The sequence below is a fragment of the Pseudarthrobacter sp. R1 genome, assembly GCF_024494415.1.
Taxonomy (GTDB): Bacteria; Actinomycetota; Actinomycetes; order Actinomycetales; family Micrococcaceae; genus Arthrobacter.
Window position 1 is genome coordinate 121,109 of record NZ_JAMKFI010000008.1, and the last position, 17,344, is coordinate 138,452.

Annotated in this window: 18 protein-coding genes; 13 read left to right on the plus strand and 5 right to left on the minus strand. The window is 65.3% G+C overall.

What is annotated here, in order from left to right:
- The coding region (locus M8J71_RS11290; RefSeq protein ID WP_256248005.1) for an alcohol dehydrogenase catalytic domain-containing protein at positions 1 to 838 on the minus strand (838 nt) is incomplete at its 3' end.
- Between the two features lie 260 nt (positions 839 to 1,098).
- On the opposite strand from M8J71_RS11290, the gene M8J71_RS11295 reads away from it, so the two are divergent.
- On the plus strand, positions 1,099 to 1,581 hold the full coding sequence (locus M8J71_RS11295; RefSeq protein WP_256248006.1) for a DUF2243 domain-containing protein: 483 nt from the start codon (positions 1,099 to 1,101) through the stop codon (positions 1,579 to 1,581).
- Between the two features lie 132 nt (positions 1,582 to 1,713).
- Positions 1,714 to 2,664, plus strand: coding sequence for a manganese catalase family protein (locus M8J71_RS11300; RefSeq protein WP_256248007.1), 951 nt, complete (start codon positions 1,714 to 1,716; stop codon positions 2,662 to 2,664).
- Positions 2,665 to 2,732: 68 nt separating this feature from the next.
- Here M8J71_RS11300 and ctaD read toward each other — a convergent pair whose 3' ends face one another.
- From ctaD to M8J71_RS11320, 4 genes are all read right to left on the minus strand, one after another.
- On the minus strand, positions 2,733 to 4,466 hold the full coding sequence (gene ctaD, locus M8J71_RS11305; RefSeq protein ID WP_374114859.1) for an aa3-type cytochrome oxidase subunit I: 1,734 nt from the start codon (positions 4,464 to 4,466) through the stop codon (positions 2,733 to 2,735).
- Between the two features lie 20 nt (positions 4,467 to 4,486).
- Positions 4,487 to 5,374, minus strand: coding sequence for an aa3-type cytochrome oxidase subunit II (gene ctaC / locus M8J71_RS11310; RefSeq protein ID WP_374114838.1), 888 nt, complete (start codon positions 5,372 to 5,374; stop codon positions 4,487 to 4,489).
- 212 nt (positions 5,375 to 5,586) lie between these two features.
- A complete protein-coding gene (locus tag M8J71_RS23435; RefSeq protein ID WP_308292958.1) occupies positions 5,587 to 5,709 on the minus strand; it encodes a hypothetical protein in 123 nt (40 codons plus the stop codon).
- Between the two features lie 146 nt (positions 5,710 to 5,855).
- A complete protein-coding gene (locus tag M8J71_RS11320; protein WP_256248009.1) occupies positions 5,856 to 6,113 on the minus strand; it encodes a hypothetical protein in 258 nt (85 codons plus the stop codon).
- Positions 6,114 to 6,445: 332 nt separating this feature from the next.
- Between M8J71_RS11320 and M8J71_RS11325 the strand changes: the two genes are divergently transcribed.
- The 11 genes from M8J71_RS11325 (at position 6,446) to M8J71_RS11375 (ending at position 17,335) form a co-directional block, all read left to right on the plus strand.
- Positions 6,446 to 7,363, plus strand: coding sequence for a metallophosphoesterase (locus M8J71_RS11325; protein ID WP_256248010.1), 918 nt, complete (start codon positions 6,446 to 6,448; stop codon positions 7,361 to 7,363).
- Positions 7,364 to 7,391: 28 nt separating this feature from the next.
- The gene (locus M8J71_RS11330) at positions 7,392 to 8,876 is read left to right on the plus strand and encodes a bifunctional cytidylyltransferase/SDR family oxidoreductase (RefSeq protein WP_256248011.1); all 1,485 of its coding nucleotides are present in this window, start codon (positions 7,392 to 7,394) and stop codon (positions 8,874 to 8,876) included.
- Positions 8,873 to 10,480, plus strand: coding sequence for a class I SAM-dependent methyltransferase (locus M8J71_RS11335; RefSeq protein ID WP_256248012.1), 1,608 nt, complete (start codon positions 8,873 to 8,875; stop codon positions 10,478 to 10,480). The genes M8J71_RS11330 and M8J71_RS11335 overlap by 4 nt, the downstream gene beginning before the upstream one ends.
- A complete protein-coding gene (locus M8J71_RS11340; RefSeq protein WP_256248013.1) occupies positions 10,477 to 10,746 on the plus strand; it encodes a DUF6752 domain-containing protein in 270 nt (89 codons plus the stop codon). Before M8J71_RS11335 ends, M8J71_RS11340 begins: the two co-directional genes overlap by 4 nt.
- Entirely contained in the window at positions 10,743 to 12,074 is a 1,332-nt protein-coding gene (locus M8J71_RS11345) for a family 1 glycosylhydrolase (protein ID WP_256248014.1), read from the plus strand. The genes M8J71_RS11340 and M8J71_RS11345 overlap by 4 nt, the downstream gene beginning before the upstream one ends.
- Entirely contained in the window at positions 12,064 to 13,197 is a 1,134-nt protein-coding gene (locus M8J71_RS11350) for a glycosyltransferase (RefSeq protein WP_256248015.1), read from the plus strand. The genes M8J71_RS11345 and M8J71_RS11350 overlap by 11 nt, the downstream gene beginning before the upstream one ends.
- Positions 13,198 to 13,224: 27 nt before the next feature.
- The gene (locus M8J71_RS11355; RefSeq protein ID WP_256248016.1) at positions 13,225 to 13,650 is read left to right on the plus strand and encodes a four-helix bundle copper-binding protein; all 426 of its coding nucleotides are present in this window, start codon (positions 13,225 to 13,227) and stop codon (positions 13,648 to 13,650) included.
- A complete protein-coding gene (locus M8J71_RS11360; protein WP_256248017.1) occupies positions 13,647 to 13,985 on the plus strand; it encodes a hypothetical protein in 339 nt (112 codons plus the stop codon). Before M8J71_RS11355 ends, M8J71_RS11360 begins: the two co-directional genes overlap by 4 nt.
- A 3-nt stretch (positions 13,986 to 13,988) precedes the next feature.
- Positions 13,989 to 15,578, plus strand: a complete 1,590-nt coding sequence (locus tag M8J71_RS11365) for a M20/M25/M40 family metallo-hydrolase (RefSeq protein ID WP_256248018.1) — start codon at positions 13,989 to 13,991, stop codon at positions 15,576 to 15,578.
- Between the two features lie 15 nt (positions 15,579 to 15,593).
- Entirely contained in the window at positions 15,594 to 16,802 is a 1,209-nt protein-coding gene (locus tag M8J71_RS11370; RefSeq protein ID WP_256248019.1) for a carboxylate-amine ligase, read from the plus strand.
- Between the two features lie 158 nt (positions 16,803 to 16,960).
- A complete protein-coding gene (locus M8J71_RS11375) occupies positions 16,961 to 17,335 on the plus strand; it encodes a cupin domain-containing protein (RefSeq protein WP_256248020.1) in 375 nt (124 codons plus the stop codon).
- The last annotated feature ends 9 nt before the right edge of the window (positions 17,336 to 17,344 follow it).

Genomic DNA, 17,344 nt, shown 5'->3' on the forward strand with positions numbered 1-17,344 from the left:
TGGGGGAGCCGCCCTGGAGTTTGAGTTTGCTGCTGGTGACGTGCTGGAGGAAGTTGCCGTCGGCTTCGGCGCCTACGGCGTCGATGACGACGTCGGCGCCGAGGTAGTCGGTCTCCTTCTTCAGGTGCACCACAATGTCGTCGTATTCGGCGAAGTTGTAGGTTTCGGCGTGGGCGAAGGTGCGGGCCTTTTCCAGCCGGTACTCGAGGTGGTCGATCACGATGACCCGGCCTGCGCCCATCAGCCAGGAGGACTTGGCGGCGAACAGGCCCACCGGCCCGGCACCGAACACCACCACGGTGTCGCCTTGGGCGATGTCTCCGAGTTGGGCGCCGAAGTAGCCGGTGGGCAGCGCGTCGGTGAGCAGGACGGCGTCCTCTTCGTCCATCCAGTCGGGGATCAGGCCTGGCCCGACGTCGGCGAAGGGGACGCGTACGTACTCGGACTGGCCGCCGTCGTACCCTCCGCAGGTGTGGGAGTAGCCGTAGATGCCGCCCACCGCCGTCGCGTTCGGGTTGACGTTGTGGCAGTTCGAATACAGGCCCCGGGCACAGAAGTAGCAGGACCCGCAGTACACGTTGAACGGGACCATCACCCGGTCCCCCACCGCCAGGTTCTGCACCGAGGAGCCCACCTCGTGCACCACGCCAATGAACTCGTGCCCGAACGTCATGCCCACCCGGGTATCCGGCATCATGCCGTGGTAAAGGTGCAGGTCAGAGCCGCAGATGGCCCCGGTGGTCACCCGGACAATCGCGTCGTTGGGATGCTCGATCTTGGGGATATCTTTTTCTTCGACCCTGATTTTGTAGGGGCCGCGGTAAACCATTGCTCGCATGTGTGCCGCCTTGGTTGTTGGCTGGCAGTGCGGTTCCGTCTCGTACAGGAACCACCCCGCTGCTTGAGGCGCACCGCGTGCCCTACGTTTCCACTTCGGGCAGGAGCTGGTCAAGGGTCGCTGCGCCGGCGCCGGCAACCGGGGTGCCGGATGCTTAGGCCGCCCGGCGGCGGGTAGGGGACAGCTGAAAGGTGCACCGACGAAGGGGGAGTGGAACAGTGTCACGGGAAACCCGAACGCCGCCGGCGAAGGCGGCAGGCGTGCCTGCCAAGGCCCCGGCCTTCCTGTTCGGCATGGGGATCGGCGGCTTTGTGGACGGCATCGTCCTGCACCAGCTGCTGCAGTGGCACCACATGCTCAGCCACACCGAAAGCGGCAACACCAAAACTGTGGCCGGCCTGGAGTTGAACACCCTGGCGGACGGCGTGTTCCACAGTGGCATGTGGGTGCTGGTGGTGGCCGCGGCCGCCCTCACCGTCCGCGCCCGCCGGCAGGGGCGCCTGTCAGCCAGCTGGCGGTTCCACACCGGCCTGGTCCTGTGCGGGTGGGGAATCTTCAACATCGTCGAGGGCCTGGTCAATCACCAGCTCCTGCAGATCCACCACGTCCGGGACGATCTGGGCGGCCCGCTGGCTTGGGATCTTGGCTTCCTGGGAGTCAGCGTGGTCCTGGCCGTCGGTGGCTGGCTTTTATTTCGGGGTAGCCCAACGTCTGGAAAAATCGGCACACCTGACGCAGGATAGTAAGCATGCTGACTAACGCGGTCGTCGCCGGGTATTGGCGTGACGGCATCGCTGGCAGCAGGCAAGCTGTCCGGGCCTGACTGGCCCGGAGCCTGAATCGGCAACAGCAAACACACGACAAGGAGAATCACCATGTACCTGCATACTGAACTTCTCATCAACGAAATTGCTGCCGATGAGCCTGATCCGGCAGCAGCGAATGCCCTGCAGGAAGGCTTGGGTGGGCAGTTCGGTGAGATGCGTACCATGATGCAGTACCTTTTCCAGAGCATGAACTTCCGGGGAGACCCGGCTTCCAAGCCTTACAAGGACTTGCTCCAGGGTGTGGGCACCGAGGAGATCAGCCACGTCGAGCTCATTGGAACCACGATCTCCCAACTCCTGGACGGTTCCCCACGGTACCAGGGCAAGAAGACCGACCCCGTTGACGAGCCCGGCGCCAAGGGTGCTACGCCGCTCAAGATTGCCTTGGACACCAGCAATATCCACCATTACCTCGTGGGGGCCCAGGGTGCGCTGCCCGTGGACGCTGCCGGCAACCCGTGGAGCGGATCCTATGTCTACAACAGCGGGAATCTGGTCCTCGACCTGCTTTACAACCTGATGCTCGAGTCCACCGGCCGCCTGCAAAAATGCCGTATCTACGAGATGACGGAGAACAAGACGGCCCGCTCCACCATTGCTTACTTGATCGTCCGGGACCAGGCGCACGAGAACGCCTTTGCCAAGGCGCTTGAGAGCCTCGGAGTGAACTGGGGCAAGGTTCTGCCCATCCCCAAAACCAACGCCGAGCAGTTCCCTGAAGTGAAGAAGCTGCTCGACCTTGGACTGCAAAGCATCCAATACACGTTCAGCGCAGACAACCTCAGCCAGGCGGGGAAACTGTATCGGGGCGCATCACCGTCGAACGATGGCACGGAACTTAGCACTGACGTCATGCCTAAGGGCTTCCCCATGACGATGTCCCCCGAGCGCAAAGAAGAGTTCGCCCCGGGGCTGGACCCGGACTTGCTCGCTCTCATCCAGGCGACAGCAGAAATAGAACTGAAGGAAGCAGACAACCCTCAGGAGGCGAAGGCCTAGCCTAAGCCAGCAAGAAGCCCCTGCCGGCAGGTCCCCGATATGACCGGGCGGCAGGGGCTTCGTCGTGCCTACTTGTTGGGGTCTGGATCCTTGACGTCGCGCGGGCCGATATCGGCGGCGCCCAGGATGTCGGCGGCCGGGCTGTCAGCGGGTGCGTGCTCCCTGACGCTCAGCTCCGGGTGGTGCAGGTCCAGGGCGGGACGCTCCGAGCGGATGCGGGGCAGGGAGGTGAAGTTGTGCCGCGGCGGCGGGCAGGATGTGGCCCACTCGAGCGAGGCTCCGAAGCCCCAGGGATCGTCCACGGTGACCTTCTTGCCGGTCCGCCACGTGATGTAGACGTTCCAGAAGAACGGGATCATCGAGGCGCCCAGCAGGTAGGAGCCGATGGTGGAGAACTGGTTCATCCAGGTGAAGTTATCCTCCGGCATATAGTCGGCGTAGCGGCGGGGCATGCCCTCAACACCGAGCCAGTGCTGGATGAGGAAGGTGCCGTGGAAGCCCAGGAACAGCATCCAGAAGTGAATTTTGCCCAGGCGTTCGTTCAGCATGGTCCCGGTGAACTTGGGCCACCAGAAGTAGAACCCGGCGAACATGGCGAACACCACGGTGCCGAACACCACGTAGTGGAAGTGCGCCACCACGAAGTAGGTATCGGAGACGTGGAAGTCCAGCGGCGGGGAGGCCAGGATGATGCCGGTAAGGCCGCCGAAGAGGAACGTGATCAGGAAGCCCAGGCTCCATAGCATGGGCGTCTCGAACGTCAGCGAGCCGCGCCACATGGTACCGATCCAGTTGAAGAACTTCACGCCCGTGGGCACTGCGATAAGCATGGTCATAAACGCGAAGAACGGCAGCAGTACCGCACCGGTGACGTACATGTGGTGCGCCCACACGGTTACGGACAGGGCAGCAATGGCGATCGTTGCGTACACGATGCCCTTATAGCCGAACAGGGGTTTTCGGCTGAAGACCGGCAGGATTTCGGAGACGATGCCGAAGAATGGCAGCGCGATGATGTACACCTCGGGGTGGCCGAAGAACCAGAACAGGTGCTGCCAGAGGATGGCACCGCCATTGGCGGGGTCAAAGATGTGCGCACCGAATTTCCGGTCTGCACCCAGGGCGAACAGCGCCGCGGCCAGCGGCGGGAACGCCATCAGCACCAGGATGGACGTGACCAGGGCGTTCCACGTGAAAATCGGCATGCGCCACATAGTGAGGCCGGGAGCACGCATGCAGATGATGGTGGTGATGAAGTTGACAGCACCCAGGATGGTTCCAAAACCGGACAGCGCCAGGCCGAACACCCAGAGGTCGCCGCCGAGGCCGGGCGTAAAGGTGGTGTTGGACAGCGGCGCATAGGCGAACCAGCCGAAGGACGCCGCGCCCTGCGGGGTGATGAAGCCGGACACCGCGATGGTGGAGCCGAAGAGGAAGAACCAGAAGGCCAGCGCGTTCAGCCGCGGAAACGCGACGTCGGGAGCGCCGATCTGCAGCGGCATGATCACGTTGGTGAAGCCGGCGAAGAGCGGGGTGGCGAACATCAGCAGCATCATGGTGCCGTGCATCGTGAAGAGCTGGTTGTACTGCTCTTTGGTCTGCAGGATCTGCATGCCTGGTTCGTACAATTCGGCGCGGATCAGCAGCGCCATCACGCCGGCAAGCAGGAAGAAAACAAACGAGGAAATCAGGTACATGTACCCAATGGTTTTGTGGTCAGTGGACGTGATCCAGCTGACCACGATGCTGCCCTTGGGGCGCTTGACCACCGAAGGTGCGGCGGTCGCCGACGTTACGCCCATGTTCTGGCCGGTGGTGGTCATTACGGTTCCGTCCTTTGCTGTGCCTGTTCCAGGGCCGGCCGTGAGGGGTTCCGGTCGTATTCATCGCCGCGGATGCCGGTGTTGCCCCTGGCGCGGAGCTCGGCAATGTGATCGTTGTACTCCTGCTCGGTCACGACCCGGACCTTGAAGAGCATCTCGGAATGGTATTCGCCGCAGAGTTCAGCGCATTTGCCGGTGAACTCACCGATGCGGTTGGGAATGATGTCGATGAACCTGTTGTACTGGTTTTCGCCGGGGTACATATCCCTTTTCTGCATGAACTCCACTACCCAGAAGGAATGCTGGACATCGCGGGAATTCAGCTGCAGTTCCACCTTTTTACCGACCGGCAGGTACAGGGTGGGCAGCCGGTCAGGCGTGCCCCAGTTGCCGTCCAGGCGGGCCTGGACGCCCGGGTCTTCATGGACGTCCTCCTTGACGTAGTTGAAGTCCCACGCCCACTGCTTGCCGCGGACATCGATCACCACGTCGGGGTCCTCGAACCGGTCGTCCATGGCCCGCTGGTCGCGGTCGGTGAAGACGAAGAAGACGCCGACGATCATGAGCGGTACAGAGAGGTAAAAGACCTCCAGCGGGAGGTTGTAGCTCATCTGCCGCGGAAACCCGACCGTATCTTTCCGGCGGCGGTAAGCGATGACGCACCACAGGATCAGTCCCCAGGTGATCACGCCGATAACCAGCGCAGCGATCCACGAGTTCACCCACAGATCCGTGACCAGGGGGGTGTGGTCGGTCGTGTCCCGTTCACCCGGCAGCCAGCCCCGCTGGACCTCCGCAGAACAGGAGGTCAACGCCAGCAGGGCCGGAATGGTCAGTAAAGCGGCAGTCCGCCGCCGTCTAAAAGTGTTTCTTTTAGTATTGCCCACGGCGCGTTCCCTCCGGAAAATACCCAGAGGCCCAGCTGCATGAGCCCAATTGCCCATGGCACTTGGCCAGTGGGTTTGTGCCCACCCTAGCGCGGGAAAGTAGCGGATGGAAGAGGTCCGAACCGTGCGGATTTTTCCCCGGAGGCCGCCGGAACCAGGGCAAGCCGTAGGAGGCCGACGGCGGCGGGGGAGTACCGCCGTCGGGCGCCACATCAGGCCGCGTCGCTGATGATTTCCCTGGCCGCCATGGCCAGCAGGTCACGCTGGAGGGCGGGCAGCGAGATCAGTCCCTCCACGTAGGCCTGGACCTCGTATTCGCCGGCAGTGCCGCTCATGCGAAGTATCGCAGCCAGAGCTCGGCAACGGTGATGTCGGCATCCTTCAGCGTGCGGTTGAGCTGGCTGCGTTCCTCCGGCTCGTGCGGCTCGAATCCCATGACTGTCCCCTTGACGTCGTTGGGGGCGGCGCTGCCGGCCGCACGTCAGGCGACGTCCGGGTAGCTGGCGAGGATGTAGTCGGCGGCGGCAGGCCCGGTCATGTATAGCCGGCAGTTGTTCACGTCAACACCGCAACGCCTCATGCCGGCGCGGAAGGCCTGGTCCGATTTGGCCCGGAAGCCGTGCAGCGATGCCCAGCTGACGTAGAGGCCGTACAGGCAGTCAGGTCCCAAGGGGTGTTCGGCTGATGGATCGGTGACGGTGGCTTCGTCAAGGAACTGCTGGATATGTGAGGACGGCATGGTGGCCCAATCCGGTTCTGCAACATGTGCCGCCGGGTGGCTCCAGCAGCTACTTCCGCCGCCCCTGCAGTAAGGGCCGGGAAGGACGGGAGTAATGCCCGTCACACTTCAGAATCTACCCGCGGCAGCCGGGGAAGTATAGCCCGCCCGCCGCCATCCCGAGCTGAATCAGCAGGCTTAGGGAAACGCCAGCACACCGCCGTAACAAAAGGCAAGTCTTCCCAACAATTCATAAGGGTGCTTATTATGTTCTTCTTTCGACGGCATGCAGCGACCGTCAGCGAACCTTCCCGAATGGACTGCGGCCGGCGGGAAACAGCTGAAAGGCTCCCATGCACCTGACCCGGTCCGAGTACTCAAACCCCAACCATGTGCTGGTCCACGTGAGCGACCCCCACTATGTGGAAGAGGGGTTGCTGTACGGCGAGCTGGATCCCCAAACGGGGCTGGTGGAAGTCCTTGATGCCATCGAAGCCAGCGGGCTGAAGCCGGAAGCCATCATCTTCTCCGGCGACCTGACGGACAAGGGCAGCCTGGAAGCCTACCGGCGGCTGCGGACCACCTGCCAGGCGTACGCCGAGCGCATGGGCGCGCAGCTCATCTGGGCCATGGGCAACCATGACGAACGCATGAACTTTCAAAGGATGCTTCTCGACGAGGAGCCGCGCACCCTTCCGGTGGACCGAAGCTACTACCTGGGCAACCTCCGGGTGCTGGTCCTGGACTCTTCCACCCCTGGCTACCACCACGGCGAGATCAGCGAGGAGCAGCTGCACTGGCTGGCGGGGGAACTGGAGACACAGGCCGACGACGGCACCCTCCTGGTGATCCACCACCCGCCTGTGCCGCCGGTCCAGGAACTCGCGGTGCTTTCGGAGCTGCGGAACCAGGAGAGCCTGGCCCAGGTGCTGGAAGGCAGCGACGTCATCGGGATCCTCTCTGGCCACACCCATCACAGCGTCTTTTCAACCTTCGCCAGCATCCCGGTATCGGTGGCCTCCTCCACCAGCTACAACCAGGACCTGGCACTGCCCGCGGGCGCCATGCAGGGTCTGGCCGGCGCCCGGTCGTTCAACCTGGTCCGCATCCACAACCGGACCTTCGTCTCTGCGGTGGTCCCCGTGGGCGAGTTCCCCCGGATGAATTCCTACGTCACCGCCGAGGAAACCCGGCGGCGGCTCCAGGCCGCCAAAATCGACATCCCATCCGCCACCGAAAACGCGGGAGGCACCCCCTGCGGCCGCCGCTAGGCCGCGACGTCGAATGAAAGGACCAGCCATGGACCAGAAACCACCCGCTCCACCCGGTACCCGCCGCCGCAACGTGGCGGTCATCCTGGCGGGAGGAGTCGGCGCCCGCATGGGCCTGGACATACCCAAACAGTTTGTCCCGATCGCCGGCCGCACCAGTCTCGAGCACACGGTGGAGCTGTTCCAGCACTGCGGGCTGGTGGACGAGATGATCGTTATGATGGCACCGGGCTACATCCCCCGCGCCGAGGAACTGCTCCTGGGTAGCAAACCGGGCAGCAAACAGGGCGCCAGCGGCGACGCCAAGGCAGCCAACAAGTTCAGCAAGCTCGCCGGCATCCTTCCGGGCGGGGCGGACCGCAGCGAAACCTCCCGCCTGGCCCTGGCCGCCATCGCGGACAAGGACGCCAACGTCATCTTCCACGACGCCGTCCGCCCGCTGCTCGACGGTGACATCATCATTGCCTGCATCCGCGCACTCGACGTCTACGCGGCCGTCGACACCGCCATCCCCTCAGCGGACACCATCATCGAAGTGGATGATGAGAACTTCATCCGCGCAGTGCCGCCGCGGGCCAAACTGCGCCGGGGCCAGACGCCCCAGGCGTTCCGGATGCCTGTGATTGCCGAGGCGTATGAACGGGCCGGCCAGGACCCTGGCTTCTCCGCCACGGACGACTGCTCTGTGGTCCTCAAGTACTGCCCCGACGTCCCCATCTTCGTGGTGGACGGGGACGAGGCGAACATCAAGATCACCCAGCCCATCGACATCCACCTTGCGGACAAACTGTTCCAGCTCAAGCACAAAACCATGCTGCCCGGCGGGAACAGGGCCGGGCTCCGCGGCTCCACCGTGCTGGTGTTCGGTGCAAGTTCGGGGATCGGACTGGAGCTTGTCCAGCAGCTCGAGGCGGAAGGCGCCCTGGTAGTGGGGCAGAGCCGCACCGGCAACGGAATCTATGTGGAGGACCGCCAGTGCGTGGCCCAGGCGCTGGCCTCCGCTGCCGCAACCCATGGCCACCTCGACCACATCATCCTGACAGCCGGCGTCCTGAGCGTAGGGCCGCTCGCCCTGCTCACTGATGAGCAGCTGCACCACGACGTGGATGTGAACCTCACGGCAGCCTTCATCGTGGCCCAGGAATCGCAGAAGTACCTGGCCGAGAGCAAGGGATCGCTGACGCTTTTCGCTTCGAGTTCCTACACCCGCGGCCGGGCCAACTACACGGTCTACTCAGCCACCAAGGCTGCGATCGTGAACCTCACCCAGGCGCTCGCGGACGAGTGGAGCTCGGACGGCATCCGGGTGAACTGCATCAGCCCCAGCCGCACCGCCACCCCCATGCGGACCAGGGCGTTCGGGGCGGAGAAGGAAGGGTCCCTGCTGCCCGCGGCGGCTGTTGCCGGGGCCAGCATCCAGGTCCTGGCATCGGCCATGACCGGGCAGGTGGTGGACGTCCGGCTCCCTTACACAGACCCGTCCAAAGACCCGGAACTGGTGGCGCAGCCATGAGCCAGGACGTCGAGGTACGCAGCGTTACCAGCAATAGCTACAGCCACAGCCTTCGGGCGGACAGGGTATCGCTGACCCTCACGGGCCCGCCCATTCCGGCCGGCGCCACCTTGTCCATCCTGCTGGGGGACAGGCCCATCTGGAGCGTCCACTCCGGCGAGGGCGCCAGGCGCGGCCCCGGCTGCTGCATCATCGACTGGCCGCCGGCCTTCGCCGGCCGGCTGTCCGGGTGGGCGCGGCTCAGTGTGCTGCAGGAGGGAACGCCGTTATGCCCGACGGCGAGAGTCACCTTTGATGATTCACCCCACCAGTTCTCGCTCGAGGAGCCCGGCACGGGGATGCCGCAGATCATCAACAAGTGGGGGCGGATCGCCCGGAACTTCGAAGGCCGGCGCGCCTACCTGATTGACGAGGCGCTGGATGAGGCCTGCAGGCTCGTCGAGTGGATGCGGGGCCGCGGCCAGGAGCTGTTCGTCACCGGCGGCACCCTCCTGGGGCCAGTCCGGGACGGCCGGGTGATGCCCGGCGACGACGATGTGGACCTGGCCTACCTGAGCCGGTACGAGAATCCCTCGGACATCGCGCTGGAGGGCTTCGAGCTGGAACGGGCCCTTCATGCGCAAGGCTATGAAACGGTCAGGCACTCAGCGGGGCACCTGCAGCTGCTGTTCCCCGGCGCGGACGGCACCGACCGGTTCTACCTGGACATCTTCACCTACTTCACTGTGGGCGGCTGGTTCCACGGCACGTTCCATGCCCGCGAACGCACGGAGGACGTGACCATCTTTCCGCTGCGGAACCTCACCATCAACGGACGGGAGCTGCCCGCACCGGCAGAGCCGGAGCAGATGCTGGCCGCGATTTACGGGCCCGGCTGGCACACCCCTGATCCGGCATTCCGTTTCATCACCCCGCCGCCGGCCCGCCGCCGTTATGACACGTGGCTGGGCGGCCTGGACTGGGACCGGGAGAATTGGGAGGACCACCACCGGGCGCTGCTGCGGGGTGGGGGCGGGCACGGTGCCGGCCAGACGCCGTCGGCCTGGGCGGAGGAGTTAGCCCGCGGGCTGCCGCCGGGCTCACGCATCCTGGAACTGGGCTGCGGCCTCGGCGGCGACGGGCGGCACTTCTCCGAGCAGGGGCACCATGTGGTGGCCGTTGACTACAGCCGGCCGGCAATCGAGCACCAGCGCGGGCAACAGGCTGGCCCCGGGTCCCTGGAGTTCCGCAGGGTCAACCTCAACTCGCTCCGGGAGACCGCCCCGCTGGCCGCACTCCTGAAGGAGGGCCCAGGTCCCCTGTATGTGTACGCGCGGCTGCTGCTCAATTCGCTCAACTGGCAAGGCCGGGAGAACACGCTGGGGCTGGTCCGCCAGCTTCTGCGGAACCAGGGCCAGGCTGCCGCGGCCTTCCTGGAAGTCCAGGTGGGGGAGTCCGGTCCGGCCTTCCCGGAGTGCCGCTTCTATGCGCCCATGAACGTTGCCGATCTGAAACCCAGCCTCGCAGAGCTGGGACTGGAAGCAGAGGATGTTCCATCACAACCAGGGCGCCAGGCCGATGGCGCCATACCCACGCAACGAGTGAAAGTGAGGGCCCTGCCATGAATGACCCACTGATTGACGCCATCCACGAGCACGAGCCCCTGAGCGACCCGCTGGAAGAGGTCAACCTTCGGCTGGCCATAGCCGCAACGGATATCGCCGAACTGCGCGCCGAGGTTGTCCGGTTGGACCGGGACCTGGACGAGTCGCGGCGGCTGAACCGGAGGGCGGCGGAGCTGCTGGACCTCGTCTACGAGCACCTGGCCGGCAACCCGGGCCGCCTGCCCGCGGAGGCTCCTGCCCTGCAGGGGGAAGGGGCGGGCAGATGACCGGAATCGACATCATCGGTGCCTTTGAGAGCACGTATCTTCCCCGGCACGATAGGGACATCTTCGAATCCACTGCCCACGATGTCCAGTGGAAGCAGGACCTGCAACTGCTCGCCGAATGCGGGGTGAGCCGGCTGAGGTACCCCGTCCGCTGGCACAGGGTGGAGGCCGAGGAAGGGGTCTTCACCTGGCAGGACACGGACAAGGTGCTGCACTATCTCCGGGACAACGGCTTCCGGCCCATCGTGGACCTGGTGCACCACACCAGCTATCCCCGCTGGATGGCGGGCGGCTTCGCGGACCCCCGCTTCCGCACCGCCTACCTCCGGTACACGGAAGCGTTCGCCCGGCGCTACCCGTGGGTGCAGGAGTACACGCTCTTCAACGAGCCCTTCTCCACCCTGTTCCTCACCGGACATGAGGCCATTTGGCCGCCCTACGAGAAGGGCCTGGACAGCTTCGTACGCCAGATCCTCAACGTGCTGCCGGCAGTGGCGGAGGCGAGCCACGCGTACGCGGACCTGCTGCCCGGTGCAAAGCACGTCTGGGTGGACACCTGCGAGCATCACACCGGGGAAGGGGCCGCCGGCGGTGCCTACGCCACCATGGCCAACGAGCGCCGGTTCCTGGTGCTGGACAGCTTCCTGGGCAAATACGACGGCAAGGGCTACGACCCGGACGGCCCCATGGCGGAGCTGCTCCGCCACGCCGGGGGAGAGAAGCTGCAGGACCTGGTGCCGGGACGGATCGATGTGCTGGGCCTGGACTACTACGCCCACTGCCAGTGGCACTTCGATGACAGGGGCGGGTCCACCCACACCCCGCATCCCCTGCCCCTGGCGCAGCAGATCTATCTCTACTGGGACCGCTACCGGTTCCCGTGCCTGCTCACCGAAACGAACATCCGCGGCTTTACTTCTGACCGGGCCACCTGGTTCAAGTACGTTTTGGAGCAGTGCGAACGGGCCCGGCACATGGGGGTTCCCTTGGACGGCCTGTGCTGGTTCCCCGTGATTGACTCCACGGACTGGGCGTCGCTCCTGTTCCGCAACGATGGGCACATCGACCCCGTGGGGGTGTATTGGCTGGACGACGAGCTGGCCCGGCAGCCGTCGGTCATGTCCGAGTCCTATGCGAAAGCCGCGGTCGGCACGCCGTCGAATGACTTGGCGGCCTTCACGCTTCGCGAACCCGTGGCCACCTGGCTGCGCGGATACGAATCACAAATGTCCCACTGGAATTGGAGTGAAGCCCCTGGCACGGATCAGGGAAACAGCCTGCCCAACACCCAGACCCGGATGGAACTGAGGATAGTCAATGCAGAGTGAACTGATTGTTTTGTCGCATCTCCGCTGGGACTGGGTATGGCAGCGCCCGCAGCACCTCGTTTCCCGCCTGGGTTCGCGCTGTTCCACCTGGTACGTGGAGGAGCCACTATCGCCGTCGCCCGGATTCACCGGGCCGAACCGGATGAACCACACTCACATGGACGGGCTGAACCGGGCCTGGCTGGAGATCCCGGAGCAGGGCCACCACGTGGGATTTTTCGACGACGTCCTCCCCGACTACATTGAGCAGCTGCCCGAACTGGTGGGTCCGCCCACGGGGGAGCGGGTGGTGTGGCTGTATACCCCGCTGGCCCTGGAACTTGCCCTCGCCCTGCAGCCCACCACGCTGGTGTACGACGTGATGGACGATCTCGCCGCCTTCAAGGACGCCCCGCCCGAGCTGGTGGTGAGGCAGCGGCAGGCACTCCGCCGGGCCGACGTCGTCTTTGCCGGCGGCCGCTCCCTGCACCGGTCCATGGTCCGGCAGGGCCGCGCAGACACCCTGCTCTTCCCCAGCGGGGTGGAACCGGAGCACTACTGGACCCCGACGGCGGAGCCCCGGGTTCCGGGGCAGCGTCCCGTTGCCGGATACGTGGGAGTCCTGGACGAACGGCTGGACCTGGGCCTTATCGCCGACCTGGCCCGCGCGTTGCCGGAGTGGGACATCAGGATGTACGGGCCGGTGGCCAAGATCGATCCGGCCAGCCTGCCCCAGGCGCCCAACATCAGCTATGAAGGCTATACCTGCTACGCGGACCTTCCGGCGGCGATGGCGGGCCTGGATGTTGCCCTGATGCCGTTCGCCCTGAACGAGGCAACCCGTTCCATCAGCCCCACCAAAACGCTGGAATACCTCGCGGCCGGCCTTCCCGTGGTGTCCACCCGGGTGCCGGACGTGGTGGCTGACTTCCCGGGGGTGGTGCATCTGCGCGACGACGGCGCGGGCTTCGCTTCGCTGTGCCGGACCCTCGGCCAGCGGGATCCTTCGCGCGGGCCCAAGCCGAAGACCCGGGAGCTGCTGAAGAAGTACCACTGGGATGCAATCGCAGCCCAGATGGCCGAGTCCGTCTTAGCTTCGGGCCTGCGGGTGCCGGAACCGTCCGACGCCGAGGCCACTGCCTAGCGCTGCCAGTAACGGAAGGAGAGTGGAATGACGCACATACGGGCCATGATCGACGCCCACCCCAAAGGGCTGGATGAATTCAACAAAGCCAAACTGGCTGAATGCATCGGTGCCTGTTTCGAATGCGCGCAGACCTGCACTGCCTGCGCCGACGCCTGCCTCAGCGAGGACATGGTGGCGGAACTGGTCACCTGCATCGGGACGGACCTGGACTGCGCCGACATCTGCGCAACAACGGGAAATGTACTGTCCCGCCACGCCGCTTACAACGGCAACGTCACCCGGGCGTTGCTGGAAGTTTGCCGCGCTGCCTGCAGGGCCTGCGCGGAGGAGTGCGATAAGCACGCCGACATGCACGACCACTGCCAGGTCTGCGCGGAGGCGTGCCGGCGCTGCGAACAGGCATGCGCCGACCTGCTGACCTCACTGGACGAAGGAGCTGAACAACAATGAACGACGTACCCCTGCACAAGGAACTGCCGCTGCCCGCTTACGACCACCTGCCGGCGGGAACCCTCCCGTCACGCATCTCAGGCCTGGACGAGGCGCAAATCACGCAGTTGATCACGTACGAGAAGGCCCACGGGAACCGCCTGCCCATCATGCAGATCCTCGAAAAGAGGCTGCATGACCTGCAGGGCGGCACCGTTCCCCGCGGCCCACAGGCGCCCAGCACCCCGGAAGTGAACACGGGCCAGCCGGACACTCCGCAAACCGCGAACGTTCCGGGGCCTCCCATCAACCCGCCGTCGCAGGGCGATCCCACCAACCCTGCCCAGCCCCGGTGAGCCGTGGAGCAGTACCACGGGTTCGAGGGCCATGACGGCCCGGGCCACGAGGGCCCGGGCCTGCACGCCCCGGAGCACCAGGGCGTGAACGACGACGGCGCGGACCACGACGTCGGCGCTGACCTTCGCGCCTTCGTCGAGTCCCGCCGGGCTGAGCTCGAGGGCCAGCTGGCGGAGTGGGTGCGTGTGCCCGGGGTGCTGGGGGATCCGGAGCACACCAAGGGCCTGCTCCGCTCGGCCAACTGGCTGGCGGCGGCCTTCCGGGATGTGGGCTTCCCGGTGGTGGAGGTGTTGCCCACCGGGGAGTCGCACGCCGTGTACGCGGAATGGTGCGAGGCGGCCGGTGCCCCCACCGTCCTGGTGTACAGCCACCACGATGTTCGGGTGGCCAAGCCCGGGCAGTGGGACCAGACTGCCCCCTTCGATCCGGTGGTGCGGGACGGCCGGCTGTTCGGGCGGGGCAGCTCGGATGCCAAGGGCCAGGTGATGGCCCACCTCTGGTCGCTCCGGGCGCACCTGGCTCAACAGTCCAAACGCTCTCTCACTTCCGGGGCCCAAAACCCAAACGCTCTCTCACTTCCCGTGCCCAAAACCCAAACGCTCTCTCACCCTGAACCTCCGGGCTCCGCACGAACCGCACCCGCCGTCAACCTGAAGTACCTCGTCGAAGGGGAGGAGGAGGGCGGGTCGCCGCATCTTGCCCAGCTGCTGGAGGAGCAGGCGGACCGGCTGCAGGCGGACCTGGTGCTGTTCTCGGACACCCTTCTCTTCCGCGAGGACCATCCGGCCCTGTGCATGAGCCTGCGCGGGATGCTCAGCGCCCACCTGGAGCTCACCGGGCCGGACGTGGATGTTCACAGCGGTGCCGTCTCCGGTGCTGCCCCCAATCCGGCTTTTGAGCTGAGCAGGCTGCTGGCCGGCCTCCATGACGGGGAGGGCCGGATCGCCATCCCCGGATTCTACGACGACGTTGCCGCGGTGCCGGAAGACTTTCGGGAGGCGCTCGCACGCCTGCCCTTCACCGAAGAGGACTGGGTGAAGCGCTCGGAGTCGGGAAGCATCACGGGCGAAGTGGGGTACACGGTTCCGGAACGGCTGTGGCTCCGCCCGGCGGTGGAGGTCACGGCGCTGGTTGCGGGCGATCCTGTCGGACTTTCCAGTGCTGCGGTTCCATCCGTGGCGTCCGTGGACCTGAGCTTCCGGACGGTGGCCGGCCAGCGGGTGGAAAAGGTGGCCGGGCAGCTTCGGCAATGGGTTCAGGACACGGTGGGGGAGAACTATGGCCGCACGCTCAGCGTGGATCTCGAGACGGCCCAGGAACCGTACCGGACCCCGGACCACCCTGCTGTTTCCGCCCTGGAACGGGCCATGGCCAAGGGCTTCCGGTCAGCCGATGTGGGCAGGATGGGCAACGCCGGCGGAGGGCCTGCCGAGCTGCTCAGCCGGTCGCTGGACGCGCCGGTCCTGTTCTTCGGGACGGGCTTGGTGGAGGACCACTGGCACGACAGTGACGAAAGCGCCAACGTCGAAGTCCTTGTCAACGGCGCCGTCACGGTTGCATGCTTCTGGGACGAACTGGCCCGGATGGAATGACAAGGGACGACGACGATGGACGGTTCAGGAACAGAAGGCACCGCCGGTGCCACGGACGGGAGTGCCACGGACAGCGGTGCAGGCGTTTCGGAGCCTGGTGCCGCCGGGCGGCTGCGTACGTTCGGCATTGAGGAGGAACTGCTCTTGGTGAGCCCGGAAACGGGGGAAGCCGTGCCGATGGCCGGAGCGCTCTGGGACCTGTACGTTCGTCCGATGGACTCCGCTTCCGGTCCCGTCCTGACCGCCGAGTTCCAACAGGAGATGATCGAGGTTGTCACGCCTCCGCATTCCACCATGGCTGCATTGGAGGCGGACGTCATTCGGGGACGGGCCATCGCTGACAGGGCGGCGCGGGACATAGGAGTCCGGGTTGCTGCCCTGGGAACATCCCCGCTGCCCTCCGATCCCCATCCGGTGCAGCTCCGCCGTTTCGTGGCCATGACTGAGGAATATGGGCTAACGGCCAGGGAGCAGCTCACCTGTGGCTGCCATATTCACGTCTTTGTGGAGTCGGACGAGGAAGGCGTAGCAGTGCTGGACCGGATGCGCATCTGGCTGCCGGTACTCATCGCCCTGAGTGCCAACTCCCCGTTCTGGCACGGGCAAAATACCGGCTACGCCAGCTACCGCTCGCAAGTGTGGAACCGATGGCCATCGGCAGGGCCGCTGGAAATCCTGGGTTCACCGGATGCTTACCATCAACTGGTGTATGACATGGTGAGCACCGGTGTGGCACTGGACGAGGGGATGGTCTACTTCGATGCCCGGCTTTCCCGGCACTATCCCACGGTGGAGATCAGGATCGCGGATGTGTGCCTCCGGCCGCAGAACACGGTGCTGCTGGCCGGCATCGCCCGCGGATTAGTGGAGACCGCTGCCCGGGAGTGGCGGAAGGGCATCGACCCGGTCGCCGTGCCGGCGACGCTCCTTCGGCTGGCACGGTGGAAGGCCAGCCGGTGGGGACTGCGCGGGGAACTGCTGGACCCGGTGACCAGCCGCCCGGGGCCGGCGCTCGCCGTCGTTAATGCCCTGCTGAACCATATCCGGGAGGCCCTGGAGGACATCGGCGACCTGGAACGGGTGGAGGAATTGATGGACGATCTGCTCGCCGCCGGCACGGGCGCCGTACGCCAGTTGGAGGTTATCCACCGCACCGGGGACCTGGAGGACGTGGTGGCCGATGCCGCCAACTGCACGGTGTGGGTGGAGGCGGACCGCGACTAAGGCATATTGACACGGCCCACGCCTGGGCGCACCCTGATAGCGCTAGTTGCCCTGTGTTGGCCGGCACTTAGCGGCGCAAGCCGGCCTGCCAACTCTCCCGGGGTTGTCTGGGCGCTCCGGATGAAACAGTTCCACCCGCTCCCTGTCAGGAGAAGAAAATGGCCGGCAATTCAGTCAGAGCCCTTGAGGCGAAGTCGTTCGACGAACCGGATGAAAAACGCCGCCCGCCGAAGACCCAGGTGGATGTTGTTAACATCGGAGACACCACCCTGGGCAGGTTTACTTTTGAGCCGGGCTGGAAGTGGTCCGAGACGGTCAAGACCGTGGTCCACACCGACAGCTGCCAGGTGAACCACGTGGGGATCTGCGCCGCGGGGACGCTGACGGTGGAGATGGTGGACGGCACCCGGACCACGATCAGCCCCGGCAACGCCTACACCATTCCTGCCGGCCACGATGCCTGGGTCGAAGGCGACGAGACATTCGTGGGCTACGAAATCATGAGCGCGGCCACCTTCGCCAAGCCTGCGTGAATTGGGCGG